Source organism: Actinacidiphila epipremni, from assembly GCF_012034175.1.
Taxonomy (GTDB): Bacteria; Actinomycetota; Actinomycetes; order Streptomycetales; family Streptomycetaceae; genus Actinacidiphila; species Actinacidiphila epipremni.
This window is the reverse complement of record NZ_JAATEJ010000002.1, coordinates 492,993-515,427: the sequence shown is the minus strand read 5'-3', so window position 1 is coordinate 515,427 and position 22,435 is coordinate 492,993. Positions and strand designations below refer to the sequence as shown.

Below are 22,435 nucleotides of genomic sequence, written 5' to 3'. Positions count from 1 at the left end.
GGGGGCGGCGGGGGGGGCGGGGGCGGGGGCGGGCGGCGGCGGGGGGGGGGGGGGTGGGCGGGGGGGGGGGGGGGGGGGGGGGGGGGGGGGGGGGGGTGAGGGGACGGGGTATGAGTTGGCCGGGCGGGATGCTGCGGTCGACCGGACGCTCGGGGCGTTGTACGGGGGCGGTGGCGCGGCGGTGCGGGAGCGGGGGGCCGGGCTCGGGGGGTCGGCGCCGCAGGTGGCGCGGTGGCTGGGGGACGTCCGGCGGTATTTCCCGACCTCCGTGGTGCAGGTGATGCAGCGGGACGCCATCGGCCGGCTCGGGCTCCAGGCGCTGCTGATGGAGCCGGAGATGCTGGAGGCGGTGGAGGCCGACGTCCACCTCGTGGGCACGCTGCTGTCGCTCAGCAAGGCGCTGCCCGAGACCGCACGGGAGACCGCCCGCGCGGTGGTCCGCAAGGTCGTGCGCGACCTGGAGGCCAAGCTCGCGACCCGCACCCGCGCCACCCTCACCGGTGCGCTGGACCGCTCGGCGCGGACCGCCCGCCCGCGGCACCGCGACATCGACTGGGACCGCACCATCCGCGCCAACCTGCGCCACTACCTGCCCGAGCACGGCACCGTCGTGCCGCAGCGGCTGGTCGGCCACGGCCGCGCGGACCGCGCGGTGCGCAAGGACGTCGTCCTGTGCATCGACCAGTCCGGCTCCATGGCCGCCTCCGTCGTCTACGCCTCGGTCTTCGGCGCGGTCCTCGCCTCGATGCGCTCCCTCGACACCCGCCTGGTCGTCTTCGACACCGCCGTCGTGGACCTCACCGACCAGCTCACCGACCCCGTCGACGTCCTGTTCGGCACCCAGCTCGGCGGCGGCACCGACATCAACCGCGCCCTCGCGTACTGCCAGACGCAGATCACCCGTCCGGCGGACACCATCGTCGTACTGATCAGCGATCTCTACGAGGGCGGCATCCGCGACGAGATGCTCGGGCGGGTCGCCGCCATGAAGGCGTCCGGCGTGCAGTTCGTGGCGCTGCTCGCGCTGAGCGACGAGGGCGCGCCGGCGTACGACAGGGAGCACGCGGCGGCGCTCGCGGCGCTCGGCGCCCCCGCCTTCGCCTGCACTCCGGACCTGTTTCCCGAGGTGATGGCCGCGGCGATCGAGAAGCGGCGGATACCCGTACCCGAGGCACGAGGTGCCGAAGCGGATGGCACGCTGTGACCGTTCTCACCGCTCCCAGGGGATCCGCGATTTAGGCCGCACCCGTGCGCGGCGATAACCTGCAAGACGGACATGCCGCGTACTCGGACACCGCGTGCGCATCCCTGGTGACAGCAGGTGACGTGCGGTCGCCCTGCCCTCCGCGGCACGCCCAGCCGGCAGGCGGCGCTGTACAGACGACGGCAGCCTCCTGCCGACGCCGCACACCACATCCAGGCTTACTCCAGCCGATCCAGGGAAAAGGGAGACGGACGCGCGTGGACCTGTTCGAGTACCAGGCGAGGGATCTCTTCGCCAAGCACGGGGTACCGGTGCTGGCCGGTGAAGTCATCGACACGCCTGAGGCGGCGCGCGAGATCACCGAGCGGCTCGGCGGCAAGTCGGTCGTCAAGGCGCAGGTCAAGGTCGGTGGCCGCGGCAAGGCCGGCGGCGTGAAGCTGGCCGCGACCCCGGACGAGGCCGTCGCCCGCGCGACGGACATCCTCGGCATGGACATCAAGGGCCACACGGTCCACAAGGTGATGATCGCCGAGACGGCTCCGGAGATCGTCGAGGAGTACTACGTCTCCTTCCTGCTGGACCGCGCCAACCGCACCTTCCTGTCCATCGCCTCCGTCGAGGGCGGCATGGAGATCGAGGAGGTGGCGGCCACCCGCCCGGAGGCCGTCGCGAAGACCCCGATCGACGCGATCGACGGCGTGGACGAGGCCAAGGCCCGCGAGATCGTCGCGGCGGCGAAGTTCCCGGCCGAGGTCGCGGACAAGGTCGCGCACGTGCTGGTCACGCTGTGGGACACCTTCGTGAAGTCCGACGCGCTGCTGGTCGAGGTCAACCCGCTGGCCAAGGTCGCCTCCGGCGAGGTCATCGCGCTGGACGGCAAGGTGTCGCTGGACGACAACGCCGAGTTCCGGCACCCCGAGTACGCCGAACTCCACGACAAGGCCGCCGCCGACCCGCTGGAGGCGGCTGCCAAGGAGAAGAACCTCAACTACGTCAAGCTCGACGGCCAGGTCGGCATCATCGGCAACGGCGCCGGCCTGGTCATGAGCACCCTGGACGTCGTCGCCTACGCCGGCGAGGCGCACGGCGGCGTCAAGCCCGCGAACTTCCTGGACATCGGCGGCGGCGCGTCCGCGCAGGTCATGGCGGACGGCCTGGAGATCATCCTGGGCGACCCGGACGTGCGCTCCGTCTTCGTCAACGTCTTCGGCGGCATCACCGCGTGCGACGAGGTCGCCAACGGCATCGTGCAGGCGCTGGCGCTCCTGGAGGACCGGGGCGAGCAGGTCAGCAAGCCGCTGGTCGTCCGCCTCGACGGCAACAACGCCGAGCTGGGCCGGAAGATCCTCACCGACGCGAACCACCCGCTGGTGCAGCGTGTCGACACCATGGACGGCGCGGCCGACAAGGCCGCCGAGCTGGCCGCCGCCAAGTAAGCACGAGGACGAGGACACACACCACCATGGCTATCTGGCTCAACAAGGACAGCAAGGTCATCGTCCAGGGCATGACCGGCGCGACGGGCGTGAAGCACACCAAGCTCATGCTCGGCGACGGCACCAACGTCGTGGGCGGCGTCAACCCGCGCAAGGCGGGGCAGTCCGTGGACTTCGACGGCACCGAGGTGCCGGTCTTCGGCACCGTCAAGGAGGCCATCGAGAAGACCGGCGCGGACGTCACCGTCATCTTCGTGCCGGAGAAGTTCACCAAGGACGCCGTCGTCGAGGCGATCGACGCGGAGATCCCGCTGGCCGTCGTGATCACCGAGGGCATCGCCGTGCACGACTCGGCGTCGTTCTGGGCGCACGCCGGCAAGAAGGGCAACAAGACCCGGATCATCGGCCCGAACTGCCCCGGCATCATCACGCCGGGCCAGTCCAACGTCGGCATCATCCCGGGCGACATCACCAAGCCGGGCCGTATCGGCCTGGTGTCGAAGTCCGGCACGCTGACGTACCAGATGATGTACGAGCTGCGGGACATCGGCTTCTCGACGGCGGTCGGCATCGGTGGCGACCCGATCATCGGCACCACGCACATCGACGCGCTCGCCGCGTTCGAGGCCGACCCCGACACCGACCTCATCGTGATGATCGGCGAGATCGGCGGCGACGCGGAGGAGCGGGCCGCGGCGTTCATCGAGAAGAACGTGACGAAGCCGGTCGTCGGCTACGTCGCCGGCTTCACCGCGCCCGAGGGCAAGACGATGGGCCACGCCGGCGCGATCGTCTCCGGCTCCTCCGGCACGGCGCAGGCGAAGAAGGAGGCCCTGGAGGCGGCGGGCGTCAAGGTCGGCAAGACGCCGTCCGAGACGGCGCGGCTGGCCCGGGCGATCCTCGTCGGCTGAGGCCGCGCTCTTTCGTACGTACGGCCTGCTTCCCCTGCCGGGGGGCGGGCCGTACGCATGTCAGTCGGCGGGGGAGGATACGGGCCGGGTGGTCGCCTGCTGCTGGGCGGGGGCGTCGTGGTGCGAGTGGGCGCCGGGCTGCGGTCCGACGATCATGCAGACGGTGGTGACCAGCAGGATGGCGCCGGCCGCGCCGAAGGAGGCGACCGTACGGCGCCGGGTGCCGCGTTCGCTGGCCTCGCGCACGCCGGCGGCGGTGGGGGCGCCGGGGCTGCCGGGACCGTGGGGTTCGGCGGCGGTGAGCAGGCCGGCGAGGTGGGTGGCGGCGTCGCCGCCGTCGTAGACCTCGGGCGCGGCGGCGGCCAGTTCGCGCCGGGCGCCGATGATGCGGGAGGCGGCGGCGCGGGTGCTGGACTCGACCTCGGCGGCCGTCCGCGGCAGGCTCATCCCCAGCCCGTCGTGCAGCAGCAGCGCCCGCCGCCGCTCCGGGTGGATCCGTACGAGGGCGCCCCACAACTCGCCCTCCACCGCCGGCCCGCCCCGCCGCCGCAGCCGGGCCACATGCCGCTGCCAGGTCGCGAGGGCGTACGTGTGCGCGGTGGCCCGCAGCCACCCCACGGGGTCCTCGTCCCGCGCGACCTCGGGCCACCGCTGCCACGCCAGGTCGAACGCCCGCCCCACCGCCCGCCCGGCAAGCTCCCGATCCCCCGTGAGCACCACGACCTGCCGCCGCAGCCCCTCGGCACACCGCAGATAAAGCGCGTCGAACGCGTCCTCGGCCCCTCCGGTGTCCGCCGGGTCGACCACCCCGACCGCCCTGGCGGCAGCCTCCACGCGGGAGGACGAGATCCCCCCGGCCCCGGCGCTCGCCTCGACCCCGCAGGCACCGAGCGCGGGAGCTTCGGCCCCCTCCGCCGGGGACTCGGGGAGTGGCGTCGCGATCACCGCCGGGTAGACCGCCCGCACCCGAAAGGGCGCAGCCGTGCCGGTCCCGCTGCGCGCCTTGACCGCCGCCGCACCGGTACGCGCACGGGCGGCGGCGGGCTTCGGCCGGGACTTGTGTGGCCGCTTACGCCCGCTCACCGGTAAGTCCTCTCATCCGACTCGTCCGACGGTCCGAAAAAAGCACGCATACGTCGCATCATGGGCGACACGACGATCAAGTGCCTGCTGCACGGGCGAAACGGGTGTTCTTGGCACGATGGGACGCCGTGACCCCACGGACGCATCCCCCGACCCCACCCGAGCCATCCCGCGGCGACGGAGGGGGTGCCAGCCCGGGCGCGGAGGGCTACCCGGCGCCTTTGGGTGCGGGTGGTGGCCCAGGTGGTGGGGGGTACAGCGTTGGGGTGGTTGGGGGGCGGCGGGGGGTTGGGCGGGGGGCGGCGGTTGCTGCAGGGGCGGCGGATGCGGGGCTGGCGCTCGGGGGGCTGGCCGCAGTCGTGTTGCTGTTGTGGGTTGTGTCGCCGCTGCCGGACAGCGGGCTCGGGGGGGCGCTGCGGGTCGGGGCGGATCTGTGGCTCATGGCGCACGGGGCCGACCTCGTGCGGGACGGGACGCTTTCCGGGGTGGCCGCGCCGATCGGGGTCACGCCGTTGCTGCTCAGCGTGCTGCCCGCGTGGCTGCTGCACCGCGGGGCCGCGTCCGCGGTCGGCAACGGGTCGCCGCGGGCGGCCGGCTGGCTGCTCACGGGGTACGTGGGCATCGCGCTGCCGGTCACGGTGTACGCCGCGACCGGGCCCGTACACGTCAACGTGCTGTCCGCCGCGCTGCACGTCCCGCTCTTCGCCGCCGCCGCGACCGCCGCCGGCGCCTGGACCGGGTGCGGCCGGCCGTCACCGGCCCGCTATGTGCGGTGGGGCGGCGACGCCGCTCTCGCGCTGCGGGCCGGCGGCATGGCGGCGGCGGTCCTCGTCGCCGGCGGGGCGATCATCGGCGGCGTCGCGCTCGCCGAGCACCTGATGCGCTCGGGGCGGGCGTACGGGCAGCTCAGCGCGCCCATCGCCGGGCAGGTCGCGGTCTTCCTGCTGTGCGTGCTGCTCGTGCCGAACCTCGCGGTGTGGTCCGCGGCGTACGCCCTCGGGCCCGGCTTCGCGGTCGGCGCGGGCAGTGCGGTGAGCCCGGCGGGCGCGTCGGGCTATCCGCTGCTGCCGCGTTTCCCGCTGCTCGCCGCGCTGCCGCCGCAAGGGCCCGCGCACGCTCTCGGCTGGGCGACCCTCGCGGTGCCGGCCCTGGCCTCGGTCGCGGTCGCCGTCTGCTGCGTCAGGGGCCGCCGCCCGCCGGGCCGTACGGCCCTGGTCGCCGCGGGCGGCTCCGCCGTGTGCGGGCTCGCGCTGGGCCTGCTCGCCTACGCCGCCGCCGGGCCGATGGGTACGGCGACGCTGGCGGACTTCGGCCCGGGCTACTGGCTCACCGCCGCCGCGGCCACGGCCTGGCCGCTGGTCCTGGCCACGCTGCCGGCCACCGCTGTCGCCTGGCTGCGCACCCGGGCGTTGCGCGAACCGCCCCCGCACCCGGCCCCGCGCTGGGCCCGCACCCGCGCGACCTGGCGCTGGACCCGCGCACATCTGCGCCGCAGGCCCAAGCCGCCGTCGCTTTACGCCCGCCTCGCCGCGCTCACCCGCCGGAGGCCGGCCCCGTCCGACTCGCAGGTCCAGCCGCCGCCTTCGCGGTACGCCCGTCTCGCCGCGCTGGCCGGCGTGCGCCGGAGGCCGGCGCCGCCCGCCGTACCGGAGCAGCCTCCCGTACCGCCGAAGCCCACGCATCCGCCGAAGCCAGCGGAGCCGCCCCGGGCCGCGCCCGCGGATGGCGCGGACGGGTGAGGCCGGGGGAGTGCGCTACGGGCGCATCGCCGGGACGTCGCGGAGCGGCTCGGGGAGGAGCTTCTGGCACGCCTGGGCCGCGGGCGTCGTCAGGGCGTCCTTCTTGCACGTGTAGTAGTCGCGGTACGCGAGGTGCAGCGCGTACGTCGAGGCCACGATCGCGAGCGTGACCGCGCTGGTCACGATGCCCGTCCACGCCGCCGTCATGAAGGAGCGCTGCGCGTCGGGCCCGGGCGCGGGCGGCGCGGGGCGCGGGGACTGCGTGGCGTCGGCGAGCGCCGAGGCCGCCTGGGCGCGGGCCTTCGCGCGGTCCTCGGGCGACATCCGCAGCGCGCTGATGCCCCAGTAGAGGGCGAGCGCGCCGAGCAGCAGGCCCACCGGGATCCAGCCGACGACCGCGGCGATCAGGCCCCAGATGCCGCAGAAGATCGCATACCGGGAGCGCCGGTGCGCCGGATCCGTGGGGTCGAAGGTCGGGCCCGTGCCCTGCGGACCGCTCGGGCCCTGCGACGGGTCGGGCCGCCTGCCGTACGGGTCGGGCCGGCCGCCCTGCGGCTGCCGGGTGCTCCACTGGCTCCCCCACGGCCGGGGCGCACCCGGCGGCGGGGGCGGCGGCGCACCGTCCTCCGGCCCCTGACCCGAAGACCCCGGAGACCCCGCACCCCCTGGCGCTCCCGGCCCCCCGGCCGGATCCGCGGGGGCGGACCCCGCGGCGGGCCGCCTGGGCTGCCAGGGCCGGTCCGGCGCCCCCTCGGGCGGCGGGGCGAACGGGTTGTCCTGGTCCTGCTCGCCCTCGGGCGCACGCAGCGCGAGACGATAACGGCCGCTGCTCATGATGTGATGCGCCATCCCCTTGGGCTCGACTCCTCGTAACACCGGTATCAGCACAGTAATCCGCACAGCCGCGCGACCGCCCGGCCCGGCGGCCCGGGCCCCGCCGCCGTGCACCGGCGTACCGTGCCGTACCGCGCCGTACGACCGGGACGCCGGCGAGCCGCGCAGCGACCCGTGCCGTCCCGAGCATCCTCTTGCCTGTGCCCCGCACGTACGTCATACGCGACTCAGGTGTCGGATACATCACGTTCACCCGCGCGCAGGCCGCGCGCAGTCCGTGTCCCTGCCAGACGCTACCCTCCGCGCGCTCACCCGTCCCGCGGGGGCCGTCCACAGTGCCGGTATCGTTGCTGACGGTCGGCGGTCTCGTAGGGTTCCCCGGAATCCGGCCGATCCCTGACTCGTACGATCATCCCAAGGATGTCCGGGCGTGCGCCAGAGGTATGCGCCGCAGGTATGCGCCGCAGGTATGCGCCGCAAGCACGCGCCGGAACGTCCGCCGATCCGCCCGCGAGAGAGAGCCCCCGCCAGTGGCCGCCCGAACTCCCGCCGCCCACACCCCCGCCGCCCCGCACGGCGCCCCGCCCCGCGACCGGGCCGCCCGCCGCCTGGTCGTCCTCGTCTCCGGCTCCGGCACCAACCTCCAGGCGCTGCTCGACGCCATCGAGGCCGACCCCGGCTACGGCGCCCGGATCGTCGCGGTCGGCGCCGACCGCGCCGGCATCGCGGGCCTGGAGCGCGCCGAGCGCGCGGGCCTGCCCACCTTCGTCGTACGGGTCGCGGATTTCGCCGACCGGGCCGCCTGGGACGCCGCGCTCACCGCGGCGACCGCGGCGTACGAGCCGGACCTGGTGGTCTCGGCGGGCTTCATGAAGATCGTCGGCAAGGACTTCCTCGCCGCGTTCGGCGGCCGGTTCGTCAATACCCACCCCGCGCTGCTGCCGAGTTTCCCCGGGGCCCACGGCGTGCGCGACGCGCTCGCGTACGGCGCGAAGGTCACCGGGTGCACCGTCCACTTCGTCGACGACGGCGTCGACACCGGCCCGGTCATCGCCCAGGGCGTGGTCGAGGTCCGGGAGGACGACACGGAGGACGCGCTCCACGAGCGCATCAAGGACGTCGAGCGGCGGCTGCTCGTCGACGTCGTAGGGCGGCTGTCGCGCGACGGCTACCGCATCGAAGGACGAAAGGTACGGATCCCGGCATGAGCGCCGACACCAACGCCACCGAGGGACAAGGCCAGGGACAGGGCCAGGAACAGGGCCAGGGACAGGGCCAGGGGCAGCGGCCCATCCGCCGCGCCCTGATCAGCGTCTACGACAAGACCGGCCTGGAGGACCTGGCCCGCGGGCTGCACGAGGCGGGCGTGGAGCTGGTGTCGACCGGCTCGACCGCGGCCCGGATCGCCGCCGCCGGTGTGCCGGTGACCCCGGTCGAGGAGCTGACCGGCTTCCCCGAGTGCCTGGACGGCCGGGTCAAGACGCTGCACCCGCGCGTGCACGCCGGCATCCTCGCCGACCTGCGGCTGCCCGACCACCAGCGGCAGCTCGACGAGCTGGGCGTCCGGCCGTTCGAGCTGGTCGTGGTCAACCTCTACCCCTTCCGGGAGACCGTCGCCTCCGGCGCGACCGACGACGAGTGCGTCGAGCAGATCGACATCGGCGGGCCCTCCATGGTGCGGGCCGCCGCGAAGAACCACCCCTCCGTCGCGGTCGTCACCAGCCCGGCCCGTTACGCCGACGTGCTCGCCGCCGTGCGCGGGGGCGGCTTCGACCTGACGGCCCGCAAGCGGCTGGCCGCCGAGGCGTTCCGGCACACCGCCGCGTACGACGTCGCCGTCGCGTCCTGGTTCGCCGACGGCTACGCGGCCGACGACGACAGCGCCTTCCCGGCCTTCGCCGGCGAGGTCTTCGTCCGCCGCCAGACGCTGCGCTACGGCGAGAACCCGCACCAGCCGGCCGCGCTGTACGTCACCGAGGGCGGCACCGGCGGCGGGCTGGCCGGCGCGGAGCAGCTGCACGGCAAGGAGATGTCGTACAACAACTACGTGGACACCGAGGCCGCCCGGCGGGCCGCCCACGACCACACCGAGCCGTGCGTGGCGATCATCAAGCACGCCAACCCGTGCGGCATCGCGGTCGGCGCGGACGTCGCCGAGGCGCACCGCAAGGCCCACGCGTGCGACCCGCTGTCCGCGTACGGCGGCGTCATCGCCGTCAACCGGCCGGTGTCGGTGGAGATGGCCGAGCAGGTCGCGGAGATCTTCACCGAGGTCATCGTGGCGCCCGCGTACGAGGACGGCGCCCTGGAGGTGCTGGCCCGCAAGAAGAACATCCGGGTGCTGAAGGTCGCGCAGGCGCCCGACGCGACGACCGAGTACCGCCCGATCGAGGGCGGCATCCTGCTCCAGGCCAAGGACCGCCTCCAGGCCGAGGGCGACGACCCCGCGACGTGGCAGCTCGTGAGCGGCGAGGCGCTCGCGCCCGCGGAACTGGCCGACCTGGCCTTCGCGTGGCGTGCCTCGCGCGCGGTGAAGTCCAACGCGATCCTGCTGGCCAAGGACGGCGCCACGGTCGGCGTCGGCATGGGCCAGGTCAACCGGGTCGACTCCGCCAAGCTCGCCGTCGCCCGCGCCGGCGCCGAGCGCGCGACCGGCTCCTACGCCGCCTCCGACGCCTTCTTCCCCTTCCCCGACGGCTTCGAGGTCCTGGCCGAGGCCGGCGTCAAGGCCGTCGCCCAGCCCGGCGGCTCGGTCCGCGACGACGCGGTCATCGAGGCGGCCCAAAAAGCCGGCGTCACGATGTACCTGACCGCCACCCGCCACTTCTTCCACTGACCCGCACCGTCCCCCCGCCCGAAGCCGACCGCGGCCGTACCCCCGACAAAGGGGTACGGCCGCGGCCGTGCGCGCCGGCTCAGGAGGCCGTCGGTGCCCGCCGGCGCTGCCCGGTGAGCACCACGGCGTTGACGGCCTTGTCGGCGAAGGTCTGCCGCTGCTCGTCCCACAGCGGCCACAGGAAGCCGAGGTAGCACGACAGCAGGTCGAGCAGGTGCAGCCATCTGCGGCCGATGCCGCGCGCCGGCCCCAGCAGCCCGCCGTCCCGGCGGTCCACCAGTTGCAGCCCGAACAGGGCCTTGCCGGGGCTGCGCCCGGTGCGCCCTTCCCACAGCCCGACCAGGATCGCCAGGACCAGCGTCCCGGCCGAACCGGCCTGGAGCGCGTCGGTCCGCGCGTCCCCCTCGGCCATGGTCGCGTACGGCACCCATGACGGCGCGGCGATGACCGCCTGGTCGATCACGCCCGATCCGACGCGCTGGACCCAGCGCGCCAGCTGCCGCCGCTCGAAGCGGTCCGCCGGCCGGAAGGCAGCCGCCTCGATCTCCACCGCGTAGCCCGGGACGTCCGAGGTGTCCGTCATGCCGGGCAGGCCCGGCGCAGGCGGCGCGGGCTTCGCGGTGTATCCCCCCGGATCGCTCAAAACTGGTCCTTGATCACCACGGAGCTGGTCATCTTGTCGGCCCAGGTCTGGTTCTTGGCGTCCCACAGTGGCCACAGGTAGCCCAGGAAGCAGGGGATGCCGTCGAGGATGTGGGCCAGGCGGCGGCCGAAGGCGCGCCAGAAGCCGAGGGCGGAGCCGTCGTGCTCGCGCAGGATGCGGATGCCGACGATCTTCTTGCCGGGGGTCTGGCCGGTCTTGCCCTCGCGGTAGACGAGGAAGAGGAAGACGGCGAAGCCGAGGATCGCGCCGATGACCATCAGCGTGACCTGCGTGCCGGTGGCGGCGGGCAGGTCGTGGCAGTTGCTGCGGGAGATGCCGCGGTCGGCGCAGTCGTTGACCGCGTCCTGGACCTTGACGTTGTGCGGCAGGTAGCCGGCCTGGAAGATGCCGGTCGGTATGAGGTTGAACATCAGCAGGTCCAGCAGCAGCGCCCCGAGCCGGGCGCCCCAGCTCGCCAGCGGCGGCATCCCGTACGGGAGCGCGCCCGGCATGCCGGCGGGGGTGCCGTAGCCGCCGTACGGCTGCTGCGGGGGGTAGCCGTAGCCGGCCGGCTGACCGTACGCGGGCTGCTGCGGGATGCCGGGCGGCTGCGGCTGGCCGTAGGGCTGCTGCGGCGGGCCGCCGTACGGGTTCGGGGGGCCGGGAGGCTGGCTCACGTGCGTGTTTCCTTCACGAGCGGGGACGGACGGCAACGAACCGCCACATCGTCCGGCCAGGCGACACCGGCGCGCAAGGCCCAACGGGGCACAGGAAGCGTACGGATTGGTACCGCGCACCCGGCATCGTTGAGAATGGGGGGCATGAGCGCCCAGATTCTCGATGGCAAGGCCACCGCCGCCGCGATCAAGTCCGAACTGACCGAGCGCGTCCAGGCGCTCAAGGCCCGCGGCGTCGCGCCCGGCCTCGGCACCGTGCTGGTCGGCGACGACCCCGGCAGCAAGTGGTACGTCGCCGGCAAGCACCGCGACTGCGCGCAGGTCGGGATCGGCTCGATCCAGCGCGAACTGCCCGGCACCGCCGGCCAGCAGGAGATCGAGGCGGTCGTCCGCGAGCTCAACGAGGACCCGGCCTGCACCGGCTACATCGTGCAGCTCCCGCTGCCCAGGGGCATCGACACCAACCGGGTGCTGGAGCTGATGGACCCGGCCAAGGACGCCGACGGGCTGCACCCGACGAACCTGGGCCGGCTCGTCCTCGGCGTGCCCGCGCCGCTGCCGTGCACGCCCAACGGCATCGTGGAGCTGCTGCGCCGGCACGGCGTGACCATCGACGGCGCGCATGTGGTCGTCGTCGGGCGCGGCATCACGGTGGGGCGCTCCATCGGGCTGCTGCTCACCCGCAAGTCCGAGAACGCCACGGTGACGCTGTGCCACACCGGCACCCGCGACCTGGCGGCGCAGCTGCGGCAGGCCGACATCGTGGTGGCCGCGGCGGGCGTGCCGCACATCGTCAAGCCCGAGGACGTCAAGCCGGGCGCGGCGGTGCTGGACGTCGGCGTCAGCCGGGACGAGGCCGGCAAGATCGTCGGTGACGTCCACCCGGCGGTCGCCGAGGTCGCCGCGTGGCTGTCGCCGAACCCGGGCGGTGTCGGCCCGATGACCCGCGCGCTGCTGCTGCAGAACGTCGTGGAGGCGGCCGAGCGCGCGGCGGTGCGGGCGGCGGACAGTGTCGTCTGACCTCGGCCCCGGCGGCCGGCCCACCGTCACGACCTCCACCGCCCGCCCGGAGGGCGGCGGCCGGGCCGCGCCGGGCGACGCCCCGGCGCCGGCCCGCCAGTGGCCGATCATCGTGGTCATCGTCGGGGCGGTCGCCGGCCTGGTCACGGTGGCGACCGGTGCCTTCCGCGCCGGCGCGATCGTGCTCGGCGCCGCGATGCTGCTCGGCGGGGTGCTGCGCTGGACGGTGACGTCCGTGGGCATGCTCGCGGTACGCAGCCGCTTCACCGACGTCTTCACCTACGCGGTGCTCGGCGTCGCTATCGTCCTGCTGGCCCTCATGGCCCAGCCGGACCCGGTGATCCGCATCCCGTTCCTGGAGGACATCATCCACTTCTCCGTCCGCTAGGACGGCCGTTGGCCGGCGCTTAGCACAACCGCCGGACATATGCCGGAGGTTGGGCGGAATGAACATCCGTGCGGCACGGATGTTCTATCGTTGCCCTCGGTATTCGACGGGATACGAAGGGTGCGGCCATGGGGCAGTGGGAGCCGCTGGCGGACCACATTCCTGTGGACATGCGGCGGCTCGCGACGCAGCTGCGGCGGATGAAGGACCGCAGCGGCCTGACGGTGCCCGCGCTCGCCGCGCGGACCGCGCAGTCCGCGCAGGCCTGGGCGGGCCACCTCGCGGCGGACACGCTGCCGCCGCTCGCCGCGGTGGAGGTGCTGGCGCAGGCCAGCGGCGCGGACTACGACCGGGTCGGGGCGCTGTGGAAGCTCGCCGAGAAGGCGTCGAAGGGCACCGGCGAGCGCGGCCGGGGCAAGCCGCTGCCCGACCCCGACCCGCTGGACCCGCTGACCTCCGCGGAAGGCATGCCCTCCGCCCGCCGCCGCGCGGTCCTGCTCGCGGCGGCCGGCGTGTGCGCGGTCGCCGCGCTGCTCGCCGTCGTCCTCATGGCCGGCCCCGGCAGCACGCGCGCCCCCGACCGCGGCGCGGCCCCCACCCCGCCCGACACGGCCACGGCGACCGCCCCGCACGCCCCGCCGGGCCCCGCCACCGGCACCCACCCCTCCCAGGACCCCGCCCCCGCGGCCTCCACCCCGCCGGCCCTGACCACCACCCCCACCCCCGGCACGACGACCACGACACCGCCCCCGGCCGCGTCGACGCCGCAGCCACCGCCCCCGTCCAGCGGGGCCGCGCCGCCGCCCGCGTCCTCGGCCCCCGCGACCTCCGCCCCCGCGCCCCCGCCGTCCACCCCGGCCCCGACGCCCACCCCCACCCACACCGGCCTGTGCCTGGGCCTGATCGTCCTCGGCATCTGCATCGGCTGAGCCGCGCCACGGTGACCGCCGCCACAGGGCGGTGGGGTGCGGGGGCGGGTGGGGCAGGCGATAGCCTGGCGGGTGGCTCTCTCCGGGACGAGAGAGCCGCGTTCTGGGCCGCTCGGGCCGCTGCCGGAGGGGCCGTCAGGCCGCACCACGGACCACCCCCGAAGCAGCGCAGCTAACTGCACAGGCCAGGAGAAGGCAATGACTCGCACTCCCGTCAACGTCACCGTCACCGGAGCGGCCGGCCAGATCGGCTACGCCCTCCTCTTCCGCATCGCGTCGGGGCACCTGCTCGGCGCGGACGTGCCGGTGAAGCTCAGGCTGCTGGAGATCCCGCAGGGGCTCAAGGCCGCCGAGGGCACGGCCATGGAGCTGGACGACGCCGCTTTCCCGCTGCTGCGCGGCATCGAGATCACCGACGACCCGAACGTCGCCTTCGACGGTGCGAACGTCGCGCTGCTGGTCGGCGCCCGCCCCCGGACCAAGGGCATGGAGCGCGGTGACCTGCTGGAGGCCAACGGCGGCATCTTCAAGCCGCAGGGCAAGGCCATCAACGACCACGCCGCCGACGACATCAAGGTCCTGGTGGTCGGCAACCCGGCCAACACCAACGCCCTCATCGCCCGCTCGGCCGCCCCGGACGTACCCGCCGACCGCTTCACCGCGATGACCCGCCTGGACCACAACCGGGCGATCGCGCAGCTGGCCAAGCGCACCGGCGCGGCCGTCGCCGACATCAAGCGCGTCACGATCTGGGGCAACCACTCCGCGACGCAGTACCCGGACATCTTCCACGCCGAGGTCGCCGGCAAGAACGCCGCCGAGGTCGTGAACGACGAGCAGTGGCTCGCCGAGACCTTCATCCCGACCGTCGCCAAGCGCGGCGCGGCCATCATCGAGGCCCGCGGCGCCTCCTCGGCGGCCTCCGCCGCCTCCGCGGCCCTCGACCACGTCCACACCTGGGTCAACGGCACCGCGGACGGCGACTGGACGTCCATGGGGATCGTCTCCGACGGCTCCTACGGCGTGCCGGAGGGCCTCATCTCGTCCTTCCCGGTCACCACCAAGGACGGCGCCTTCGAGATCGTCCAGGGCCTGGACATCAACGACTTCTCCCGCCCGCGCATCGACGCCTCCGTCAAGGAGCTGGAGGAGGAGCGCGACGCGGTCCGCGGTCTTGGCCTGATCTGAGCCTGACCCGACCCGGATCCGAGCCAACCGGGCCTCCGCCGCCCGGAGTTGTCCGACCGGCCCCGTCGCTGACGTCCAGCGACGGGGCCGTCGCACGCCGCAATCGTAAGCGGAATGCAACCAAAGAGGCGTTTGAACGGTCCTAGATGTCGGCCGACCAGGCCGCCCCAGTCCGCCTGGGTCCGACGTCGCAGGGGATACGAGCATGAGCGAGCCCTCCCACGGTCACCGGGGCCACGGCACCGGGCGCCGCCGCGCCGGCGCGCACGGCTCCCGCCCCGCCGCCGCCCCCGGCGGCAGCTCCGGCGGCGCACCCGGCACCCCCGGCGGCGCCCCCGCCGACGAGCGCCCGCCCGGCGGTCGCGCCGCCGCGCGCAAGGCGGCCCGCGGCGGCAGGAAGCGCGGCCGGCGGGCCCTGAAGATCACCGGCCTGGTCGTCGGCTTCCTCGTCCTCGCCACCGGCGGCGCGGCCGGCTACGCGTACTGGAAGCTCAACAGCAACATCCAGTCCGACGACCTGTCCGCCAACGGCAAGGACGGCGCCGGCCACGAGAAGGCGGACGCCTTCGGCCGCACCCCCATCAACATCCTGGTCATAGGCTCCGACGGCCGCACCAACGCCAAGGACTGCAAGCTCGGCGGCGCGTGCAAGACCGCCGGCGGGGAGCGCGCGGACGTGGAGATGGTCGTGCACATATCCGCCGACCGCACCAACGCCACCGTCATGAGCGTGCCGCGCGACCTGCGCGCCGACTGGAGCGGCTGCCACGACGACGGCCACCAGAGCATGGGCCCGCAGCACAACACGATGATCAACGCCGCCCTCGCCGGCGGCCCGGGATGCAGCGTCGTCGCCGTCCACGAACTGACCGGCATACCCATCGACCACTTCATGAAGGTCGACTTCTCCGGCGTGGTGGACATGTCCAACGCCGTCGGCGGCGTCCAGGTGTGCGTGGACGCCGACGTCTACGACCCGTACAGCCACCTCAAGCTCAAGGCCGGCAAGCACACCCTCCAGGGCGACGCGGCCCTGGAGTTCCTGCGCACCCGGCACGGCTTCGGCGACTCCAGCGACAGCCGCGGGCGAACCGAGGGCCAGCACGTCTTCCTCACCGCGCTGCTCAACAAGCTCAAGGACGACGGGACGCTGAGCAGCCCCAGCAAGATGTGGAAGCTCGCGAACGCCGCGACCAAGGCGCTCACCGTCGACAACTCCCTCGACTCCATCACCAAGCTCATCGGCCTCGGCGAGGACCTGAACAAGGTCCCCACCAACCGGGTGACCTTCGCCACCCTCCAGACCGCCGACACCAAGGTCAACGGCGTCTACGAGACGCACCTGGTGCAGCCCGGCGCCTCTGCGCTGTTCAAGACGATCGCCGACGACCAGTCGCTCACCACCGCGAGCGGCGCCAAGACCACCGCGGGCGCCACGGCCACCGCCTCCGCCGCGCCCACCGTCGCGCCCGGCACGGTCGCCGTGCAGGTGCGCAACGGGGCCGCCAAGGACGGCGCCCTCGTGCCCGGCCGCGCCTCCGACGTCGTGACCGAGCTCAAGGCCCGCGGCTTCAAGCTCGCCACCGCCGTCACCGGCGCCGCGACGCCCACCACCTCGCTGACCTACCCGGCCGGCGGGCAGCCGCAGGCCCAGGCCGTCGCGAAGGCGCTCGGCATACCCGCCGCGGACGTCAAGCAGACCGCCGACGCGACCGGCGTCGTCCTGACCGTCGGCTCGGACTGGACGACCGGCACGACCTTCCCCGGCGCGAAGGTCGACGCCTCCGACAGCCAGCGCAAGACCGCCCTGGACGGCTCGAACTACCAGAACGGCAGCGACAAGGGCTCGTGCGCGAAGGTCAGCAAGTACGACGACGTGATAGGCGTCGACGCCAACGGCCATGTCACGACCAAGGACAACCCGCCGCACTCCACGTCCCCGACCCACGCCTACGCCATCTCGCCCAACGTGAAGGACTCCGCGCCCTGATCCGCCCCGGTCCCGGTCAGCCCCCGCCGCCGGCGTCCAGCGCCCGGCACAGCAGGTCGAGCGCCTGCGCGAAGGCGTGGTCCGGCGGCCGGGCGTAGCCGACGACCAGGGCCGGCGGATGCGATACGGCCCGGCCGAACACGGCGAGCGAAGGCACCGAGAGCCCCAGCCGGTGCGCGCGGGCCACGACCGCGTCCACCGGGCCGGCCGACGCCGGCAGCTCGGCGAGCGCGTGCAGGCCCGCCGCGATGCCCGACACCCGCACCCCCGGGGCGCGTTCGGCCAGCACCCGCACGACGCGGTCGCGCCGCGCCCGGTAGCGCAGCCGCATCCGCCGTACGTGCCGGTCGTACGCGCCCGAGCCGATGAACTCCGCGAGCGTCAACTGGTCCAGCACCGCCGACTGGTGGTCGGCCAGCCGCTTCTCCCGGACCACCGCCGCCAGCAGGTGCGGCGGCACCGCCAGCCACGCCAGGCGCAGCGCGGGCGCCAGGCTCTTGCTCGCGGTGCCGGCGTAGACGACATGGTCGGGCGCGAGCGCCTGGAGCGCGGCGACGGGCTGCCGGTCGTAGCGGAACTCCCCGTCGTAGTCGTCCTCGACGACCAGCCCGCCGGTCGAGCGCGCCCACGCCACGACGGCGGTACGGCGGGCGGGCGACAGGCGCACGCCGAGCGGGAACTGGTGCGCGGGCGTGAGCACCACGGCGGGCGTCCCGGCGTCCAGCGCCTCGACCCGGGCGCCGTCGGCGTCGACGGGCAGCGGCACCGGGTCGAGCCCGGCGGCCCGCAGCACCGTCGGGATGTCCGGCAGCCCCACCTCCTCCACCGCCGCCCGGCGGGCGCCCCGCGCGTACAGCACCCGGGCCAGCAGGCCCACCGCCTGGGTGTAGCCGGTGCAGATCACCAGGTTCCCGGGGTCGGTGCGCACCCCGCGGACCCGGGCCAGGTAGCCGGCGAGCGCGGTGCGCAGCTCGGGGCGACCGCGCGGGTCGGTGTACCCGAAGGCGTCGTTGGGCGCGGCGGTCAGCGCCCGGCGGGCGGCCCGCAGCCAGCCGGTGCGCGGGAAGGAGCCGAGGTCGGGCGAGCCGGGCCACAGCGCGTACGGCAGCGCGGTCTCGTACGGCGCGAGCTCGGCGGGCCCGCTGCGGGGCGCCTCACCGGCGGGCGGCACGGCCCCCCGCGCACCGTACCCTGGCACGGAGGCCGCCCCGGGTACGGACCCGCGCACATCGGCCGCCCCCGGCCCGGACGCAGCCCCGCGCACCGGAGCCGGCCCCCGTACGGGCCCTGGCACGGACGCCGGCCCCCGTACGGGCCCTGGCCCGGACGCCGGCCCCCGTACCGAGGCGCCGGCGCCCTCCGCCGGCCGGGGTGCCACCGTCGTGCCCGAGCCCTGCCGCGCGGTGAGCCAGCCCTCCGCGACGAGCTGCCCGTACGCGTCGGCCACGGTGTTGCGGGCCAGCCCCAGGTCCCGCGCCAGCACCCTGCTGGAGGGCAGCCGGGTGCCCGGCGCGAGCCGCCCGTCGCGTACGGCGGTGCGCAGCGCCTCCTCCAGGCCGGCCCGGCTGCGCTGGCCGGCGAGGTCCAGCAGCAGGTCGTAGTCGCCGCCGCCGCGCCGCGGATTGGCCCATTCGTTCATACGCCTAGTGGACCACGGAGCCAGGCCACTTCCCGCATACGGTGGCCGTATGACCACGAACCACGAAACCGCTCCGACCGTCCCCGCCCCCGTCCGCCGTATCGACCTCAAGGACAAGGCGCCGGACTTCTACCAGGCGATGTTCGCCCTCGACAAGGCCGCGGCCAAGGGCCTGGACCCGGTGGTGCGCGAGCTGGTGCGGGTGCGCACCTCGCAGCTCAACGGCTGCGCCTACTGCGTCGACAAGCACAGCCACGCCGCCCTGGAGGAGGGCGTGTCGCAGCAGAAGCTCATCGGCGTCACGGTGTGGCGCGAGACGCCCTTCTTCACCGCCCGGGAGCGTGCCGCGCTGGCGCTGGCCGAGGCCGTCACGCAGCTCGGCCCGCACGGCGTCGCCGACGACGTCTACGACGAGGCGGCCAAGCTCTTCGACGAGGACGAGCTGCCGCGGCTCATCGCCATGTGCGTCGCGATGAACGCCTGGAACCGCATCGGCGTCACCTGCCGCCTGTCCCCGGCCGCGTACGCCTGACGCGCACGGCGCCGCGGCCGGGAAACCGGGAAGCCTCACGGCGTGCGCACCGGCTCCCGCGCCGGTACGGGCCCGGCCTCCACCGCCCCGCCCTCCCCGAAGCGCGCCAGCACCAGCGCCCCCAGCACCGCCAGCGCGAACCCGGCGACCGCCACCGGCGCCCACCCGGCGCGCGTGCGGTCGCCCAGCGCCAGCACCCCCACCAGCGCGGGCCCGACCGTCTCGCCCACCACCATCGCGGCGGTCGCCGTCGTGACGCTGCCGCGGCTCAGCGCGGAGGTCAGCAGCAGGAAGGCGGCCCCGCCGCCGAGCAGCAGGGCGTAGAGCGCCGGGCTCGCCACGCCGTCCACGAGCCGCACCGCGACCTCGACGACGCCGAAGCCGAGCCCCGCCCCGAGCCCCAGGCCCGCCGCCCTGGCCCGCCCCGGCAGCCGCCCGGCGACCGCCCCGACCAGCAGCACCCCGCCGGCCGCGGCGAGCGTGCCCCAGCGCAGCCCGGCCCCGCCGTGCCCGTGCCCCTCGCCCCCGGCGGCGAGCCCGAGCAGCGCCAGGCCGCCGCAGACGGTGCCCACGGCGGCCCATTCGGTACGGTCCAGCGCCGCGCCCAGCAGCCGGGCCGCCGCGACGGCGGTCACCGCCAGGCTCGCGGCGAGCGCGGCGCCGACCGCGTAGATCGGCATCCTGCGCAGCGCGACCAGCTCGCAGCCGAAACCGGCGGCGTCCAGGGCGAGCCCGGCGAGGTAGACGCGCTGGGCGAGCGCCCGGGCCAGCAGCCGGGTGTCGACGCCGGAGCCGCTGCCGGGCTCGGCGGCCCGCGCCCCCTTGGCCTGGAGCACGGAGGCCACCCCGAAGCACACGGCCGCGCCCAGCGCGGCCACCATCCCGACGATCACCCTCCGCACCCTACGGCGTCCGCGCGGGCCTGCCCGCCGGGCTTACGCCAGCAGCTCCTGCGCCCAGCCCGTCCCGGCGGCCCTGGCGCCCGGCGGGCACGCGAACAGGCCCGAGCCGACGTGCTGGATGTACTCGTTGAGCGCGTCGTGCGCCCCGAGCTTGCGCTGCAGCGCGATGAACTGCGTGCGCGGGTCCTTCTGGTAGGCGATGAAGAACAGCCCCGCGTCCAGCTCGCCGGTCGCGGGCACGATGCCGTCGGTGAAGGAGTAGCCGCGGCGCAGGATGCGCACCCCGCCGTTGTTCTCGTGCGCGGCGAGCCGGATGTGCGCGTCGGCGGGGATGACGGGGTCGCCGCCGGCGGCCTTCTTGGCGAAGTCGGGCTGGTCGGTCTCCTTGGCGCCGGTCAGCGGCGCGCCGGTGTACTTGGCGCGGCCGAAGACGTTCTCCTGGTCCTGGAGGAAGTCGCGGTCCCATGCCTCGATGCGCATCCGGATCCGGCGGGCGACGAGGTAGCTGCCGCCGCGCATCCACGGCTGGTCGGTCTCGTCGCCGACCCACACGTGCCCGTCCATCAGCGAGGTGTCGTCGCCGGGGATGTTGCGCGTGCCGTCCTTGAAGCCCATCAGGTTGCGCGGGGTCTCCTTGCCGCCGCCGTTGCCGGTGGCGTTGCCGAAGCCCAGCTGCGACCAGCGCATGACGACGGTGCCGCGGCCGATACGGGCCAGGTTGCGGATGACGTGGAAGGCCACGATCGGGTCGTCGGCGCACGCCTGGATGGCCAGGTCGCCGCCGCTGCGCTCGGGGTCGAGGTTCTCCGGCGGCAGCTTGGGCAGGTCGGCGAGCGCGGCGGGGCGCTTGCCGGCCAGGCCGAACCGCTTGTCGAAAAGCGAGCCGCCGAGCCCGAGGGTGATGGTGAGGTTGGCCGGCGACAGCCCGTATGCCTCGCCGGTGTCGGCGGGCGGCGCGGCCGGGTTGTCGTTGTCGCCCGGCACCGTCTTCCCCTGCGTCATCGCGGCGGCGGCGGCCGTCCACTGCTGGAGCAGCTGCCGCAGCGCGGCCCGGTTCTCCGCCACGGTGCCGCTGACCGTCAGGTCGTACGTGGCGAAGGCCAGCCGGTCCTGTGCGGGCGTGGCGATGCCGGCCTGGTGGGTGCCGTAGAAGGGCACCCGGTCGGCCGGTGCGGCGGCCTTGGCGGGCTTGTCGTCGTCGCTGCACCCGGCCAGGCCCACCGCGGCCGTGCCGGCCAGGGCCGCCCCGCCGAGGGCGAGCAGCCCGCGGCGGGACGTACCGGAGGCGGGGCCGGACGCGGTGGAGGTACCGGGCCGGCTCATCAGCCGTTCACCTTCGCGGCGACCTGGGACAGCGGCTCGGCGAGCGCGTCCACCTTCTGGGTCAGGACGCGCCGCTTGTCGTCGCCGACGGTGGAGTAGTCGACGTAGCCGTTGCCCTGCTTGTACGGCTGGAGCGCGGCCAGCACGGCGGCGAACTGCGTGTTGACGGTGGTCGACAGCGCCGCGTCGGTCTTGTCCAGCGCCGGCTTGAGCAGGTCGAACGCCTTCTGCGCGCCGGAGACGTTGGCCTCGAAGTCGGACAGGTCGGTGTGGCTGTAGCGGTCCTCCTCGCCGGTGACCTTGCTGGAGGCGACCTCGTCGAGCAGCTCGGTCGCGCCGTTGGCGAGCTGGGCGGGCTGGTAGGTGGTGGTGGCCACCAGCGTCTTGAGCTTGGCGACGTCCGCGTCGAGCTTGTCGGCGACCGGGCTCATGCCGGTGAGCGACTTGTCCTGCCAGAGGGCCTTCTCCAGCCGGTGGAAGCCGGTCCACTTCGACTGGTCGTCGACGTCGTCGACGCGCGCGTCGATGTCGGGGTCGAGGTCGCCGAAGCTCTCCGCGACGGGCTCGACCTCCTCGTAGTAGTAGCGGGCCTGCGCGAAGGCGGCCTTGGCCTTGTCCATGTCGCCGGCGCGCACCGCGTCGGTGAACTGCTTGGTGGCCGGCACCAGCTTGTCGACCTCGGCGATGACGTACGCCTGGTAGCCGGTGGTGGCCTGGGTCAGGGCGGCCTTGACGGCCGGGTCCTGGGACGGCGTGGCGCTGGAGCCGGTGACGGTGAAGTCGGTCTTCTCGGTCTTGGCGTTGGGGCAGTACACCTGGTACTTCCCGCCGTTCAGCCGCAGCGAGAAGGTGCCGGAAAGACCCGGGGTCAGGTTCTCCTTCTCGCCCATGATGGTGTCGCCGTTCAGCAGCTCGGCCTCGGTGACCTTGTTGGCGCTGACGTTCTTGACCTGGAAGGTGACCGGCCCGGCCGGCACGGACGCCGGGGAGGGCTTGCAGCCGTCGTCGGTGAGGTTGATCGCGACCTTCACCGCGCCCTTGGGGGCGCTGTCCGACTTGCTCTTCGCACATCCGGTGGCGACCAGCCCGGCGATGGCCAGCAGGCCGGTGGCCCGCAGCACACGGGGGGTGGTGGTGGATATGGGCATGGGACAGCGCTCC

Annotated in this window: 20 protein-coding genes; 12 read left to right on the top strand and 8 right to left on the bottom strand. The window is 74.4% G+C overall.

What is annotated here, in order from left to right:
- From HCN08_RS05145 to sucD, 3 genes are all read left to right on the top strand, one after another.
- The coding region (locus tag HCN08_RS05145) for a VWA domain-containing protein (RefSeq protein WP_407648675.1) at positions 1 to 1,204 on the top strand (1,204 nt) is incomplete at its 5' end.
- Positions 1,205 to 1,461: 257 nt separating this feature from the next.
- Positions 1,462 to 2,640 (top strand): ADP-forming succinate--CoA ligase subunit beta, encoded by a 1,179-nt coding sequence (sucC, locus tag HCN08_RS05140; protein WP_167981628.1) that lies wholly within the window; start codon positions 1,462 to 1,464, stop codon positions 2,638 to 2,640.
- A gap of 26 nt (positions 2,641 to 2,666) precedes the next feature.
- The gene (sucD, locus tag HCN08_RS05135) at positions 2,667 to 3,551 is read left to right on the top strand and encodes a succinate--CoA ligase subunit alpha (RefSeq protein ID WP_167981627.1); all 885 of its coding nucleotides are present in this window, start codon (positions 2,667 to 2,669) and stop codon (positions 3,549 to 3,551) included.
- A 60-nt stretch (positions 3,552 to 3,611) separates the two neighbouring features.
- Here sucD and HCN08_RS05130 read toward each other — a convergent pair whose 3' ends face one another.
- Positions 3,612 to 4,634 carry an RNA polymerase sigma factor gene (locus tag HCN08_RS05130; RefSeq protein WP_167981626.1) on the bottom strand — a complete coding sequence of 341 codons (1,023 nt, stop codon included), beginning with the start codon at positions 4,632 to 4,634 and terminating at the stop codon, positions 3,612 to 3,614.
- Between HCN08_RS05130 and HCN08_RS05125 the strand changes: the two genes are divergently transcribed.
- Positions 4,613 to 6,373, top strand: a complete 1,761-nt coding sequence (locus HCN08_RS05125; RefSeq protein WP_322974234.1) for a cell division protein PerM — start codon at positions 4,613 to 4,615, stop codon at positions 6,371 to 6,373. The two genes, HCN08_RS05130 and HCN08_RS05125, sit on opposite strands and share 22 nt — an antisense overlap.
- A gap of 15 nt (positions 6,374 to 6,388) precedes the next feature.
- On the opposite strand, the gene HCN08_RS05120 is transcribed toward HCN08_RS05125, so the two are convergent.
- Positions 6,389 to 7,222 (bottom strand): hypothetical protein, encoded by an 834-nt coding sequence (locus HCN08_RS05120; RefSeq protein ID WP_240969754.1) that lies wholly within the window; start codon positions 7,220 to 7,222, stop codon positions 6,389 to 6,391.
- 515 nt (positions 7,223 to 7,737) lie between these two features.
- Here HCN08_RS05120 and purN point away from each other — a divergent pair.
- Together purN and purH are read left to right on the top strand one after the other, a co-directional pair.
- Positions 7,738 to 8,415, top strand: a complete 678-nt coding sequence (gene purN, locus HCN08_RS05115) for a phosphoribosylglycinamide formyltransferase (RefSeq protein ID WP_322974233.1) — start codon at positions 7,738 to 7,740, stop codon at positions 8,413 to 8,415.
- Entirely contained in the window at positions 8,412 to 10,043 is a 1,632-nt protein-coding gene (gene purH, locus HCN08_RS05110) for a bifunctional phosphoribosylaminoimidazolecarboxamide formyltransferase/IMP cyclohydrolase (RefSeq protein WP_167981623.1), read from the top strand. Before purN ends, purH begins: the two co-directional genes overlap by 4 nt.
- 79 nt (positions 10,044 to 10,122) lie before the next feature.
- Here the strand turns inward: purH and HCN08_RS05105 are convergent, their stop codons facing one another.
- The gene (locus HCN08_RS05105; RefSeq protein WP_167981622.1) at positions 10,123 to 10,626 is read right to left on the bottom strand and encodes an RDD family protein; all 504 of its coding nucleotides are present in this window, start codon (positions 10,624 to 10,626) and stop codon (positions 10,123 to 10,125) included.
- A gap of 56 nt (positions 10,627 to 10,682) precedes the next feature.
- Positions 10,683 to 11,363 (bottom strand): RDD family protein, encoded by a 681-nt coding sequence (locus tag HCN08_RS05100; protein ID WP_167981621.1) that lies wholly within the window; start codon positions 11,361 to 11,363, stop codon positions 10,683 to 10,685.
- A 144-nt stretch (positions 11,364 to 11,507) separates the two neighbouring features.
- Between HCN08_RS05100 and HCN08_RS05095 the strand changes: the two genes are divergently transcribed.
- The 5 genes from HCN08_RS05095 (at position 11,508) to HCN08_RS05075 (ending at position 16,878) form a co-directional block, all read left to right on the top strand.
- The gene (locus HCN08_RS05095; protein WP_167981620.1) at positions 11,508 to 12,383 is read left to right on the top strand and encodes a bifunctional methylenetetrahydrofolate dehydrogenase/methenyltetrahydrofolate cyclohydrolase; all 876 of its coding nucleotides are present in this window, start codon (positions 11,508 to 11,510) and stop codon (positions 12,381 to 12,383) included.
- Positions 12,373 to 12,771: a DUF3017 domain-containing protein gene (locus tag HCN08_RS05090; protein WP_167981619.1), complete on the top strand. Its 399-nt coding sequence runs from the start codon at positions 12,373 to 12,375 to the stop codon at positions 12,769 to 12,771. The genes HCN08_RS05095 and HCN08_RS05090 overlap by 11 nt, the downstream gene beginning before the upstream one ends.
- Before the next feature lie 128 nt (positions 12,772 to 12,899).
- The gene (locus tag HCN08_RS05085) at positions 12,900 to 13,700 is read left to right on the top strand and encodes a helix-turn-helix domain-containing protein (RefSeq protein WP_167981618.1); all 801 of its coding nucleotides are present in this window, start codon (positions 12,900 to 12,902) and stop codon (positions 13,698 to 13,700) included.
- A 198-nt stretch (positions 13,701 to 13,898) separates the two neighbouring features.
- Positions 13,899 to 14,888, top strand: coding sequence for a malate dehydrogenase (locus HCN08_RS05080; protein WP_167981617.1), 990 nt, complete (start codon positions 13,899 to 13,901; stop codon positions 14,886 to 14,888).
- 205 nt (positions 14,889 to 15,093) lie between these two features.
- Positions 15,094 to 16,878 carry an LCP family protein gene (locus HCN08_RS05075; protein WP_206318330.1) on the top strand — a complete coding sequence of 595 codons (1,785 nt, stop codon included), beginning with the start codon at positions 15,094 to 15,096 and terminating at the stop codon, positions 16,876 to 16,878.
- A 16-nt stretch (positions 16,879 to 16,894) separates the two neighbouring features.
- On the opposite strand, the gene HCN08_RS05070 is transcribed toward HCN08_RS05075, so the two are convergent.
- Positions 16,895 to 18,517, bottom strand: a complete 1,623-nt coding sequence (locus tag HCN08_RS05070) for an aminotransferase-like domain-containing protein (RefSeq protein WP_167981616.1) — start codon at positions 18,515 to 18,517, stop codon at positions 16,895 to 16,897.
- A 49-nt stretch (positions 18,518 to 18,566) separates the two neighbouring features.
- Here HCN08_RS05070 and HCN08_RS05065 point away from each other — a divergent pair, with 49 nt between their 5' ends.
- Positions 18,567 to 19,049, top strand: coding sequence for a carboxymuconolactone decarboxylase family protein (locus HCN08_RS05065; protein WP_167981615.1), 483 nt, complete (start codon positions 18,567 to 18,569; stop codon positions 19,047 to 19,049).
- 35 nt (positions 19,050 to 19,084) lie between these two features.
- Here HCN08_RS05065 and HCN08_RS05060 read toward each other — a convergent pair whose 3' ends face one another.
- From HCN08_RS05060 to efeO, 3 genes are read right to left on the bottom strand one after another with little or no spacing between them, the layout of a single operon-like run.
- Positions 19,085 to 19,930: a hypothetical protein gene (locus HCN08_RS05060; RefSeq protein WP_206318403.1), complete on the bottom strand. Its 846-nt coding sequence runs from the start codon at positions 19,928 to 19,930 to the stop codon at positions 19,085 to 19,087.
- Between the two features lie 54 nt (positions 19,931 to 19,984).
- The gene (efeB, locus tag HCN08_RS05055; RefSeq protein WP_167981613.1) at positions 19,985 to 21,274 is read right to left on the bottom strand and encodes an iron uptake transporter deferrochelatase/peroxidase subunit; all 1,290 of its coding nucleotides are present in this window, start codon (positions 21,272 to 21,274) and stop codon (positions 19,985 to 19,987) included.
- Positions 21,274 to 22,422 carry an iron uptake system protein EfeO gene (efeO, locus tag HCN08_RS05050; RefSeq protein ID WP_167981612.1) on the bottom strand — a complete coding sequence of 383 codons (1,149 nt, stop codon included), beginning with the start codon at positions 22,420 to 22,422 and terminating at the stop codon, positions 21,274 to 21,276. Before efeO ends, efeB begins: the two co-directional genes overlap by 1 nt.
- Between the last annotated feature and the right edge of the window lie 13 nt (positions 22,423 to 22,435).

What these genes read in the sequence shown, in the direction of transcription:
- sucD (WP_167981627.1), top strand. Translation starts at nt 2,667, where the DNA reads ATGGCTATCTGGCTCAACAAGGACAGCAAGGTCATCGTCCAGGGCATG.
- HCN08_RS05120 (WP_240969754.1), bottom strand. Translation starts at nt 7,222, where the DNA reads ATGGCGCATCACATCATGAGCAGCGGCCGTTATCGTCTCGCGCTGCGT.
- purH (WP_167981623.1), top strand. Translation starts at nt 8,412, where the DNA reads ATGAGCGCCGACACCAACGCCACCGAGGGACAAGGCCAGGGACAGGGC.
- HCN08_RS05105 (WP_167981622.1), bottom strand. Translation starts at nt 10,626, where the DNA reads ATGACGGACACCTCGGACGTCCCGGGCTACGCGGTGGAGATCGAGGCG.
- HCN08_RS05095 (WP_167981620.1), top strand. Translation starts at nt 11,508, where the DNA reads ATGAGCGCCCAGATTCTCGATGGCAAGGCCACCGCCGCCGCGATCAAG.
- HCN08_RS05085 (WP_167981618.1), top strand. Translation starts at nt 12,900, where the DNA reads ATGGGGCAGTGGGAGCCGCTGGCGGACCACATTCCTGTGGACATGCGG.
- HCN08_RS05080 (WP_167981617.1), top strand. Translation starts at nt 13,899, where the DNA reads ATGACTCGCACTCCCGTCAACGTCACCGTCACCGGAGCGGCCGGCCAG.
- HCN08_RS05075 (WP_206318330.1), top strand. Translation starts at nt 15,094, where the DNA reads ATGAGCGAGCCCTCCCACGGTCACCGGGGCCACGGCACCGGGCGCCGC.
- HCN08_RS05070 (WP_167981616.1), bottom strand. Translation starts at nt 18,517, where the DNA reads ATGAACGAATGGGCCAATCCGCGGCGCGGCGGCGGCGACTACGACCTG.
- HCN08_RS05065 (WP_167981615.1), top strand. Translation starts at nt 18,567, where the DNA reads ATGACCACGAACCACGAAACCGCTCCGACCGTCCCCGCCCCCGTCCGC.
- HCN08_RS05060 (WP_206318403.1), bottom strand. Translation starts at nt 19,930, where the DNA reads ATGGTGGCCGCGCTGGGCGCGGCCGTGTGCTTCGGGGTGGCCTCCGTG.
- efeB (WP_167981613.1), bottom strand. Translation starts at nt 21,274, where the DNA reads ATGAGCCGGCCCGGTACCTCCACCGCGTCCGGCCCCGCCTCCGGTACG.
- efeO (WP_167981612.1), bottom strand. Translation starts at nt 22,422, where the DNA reads ATGCCCATATCCACCACCACCCCCCGTGTGCTGCGGGCCACCGGCCTG.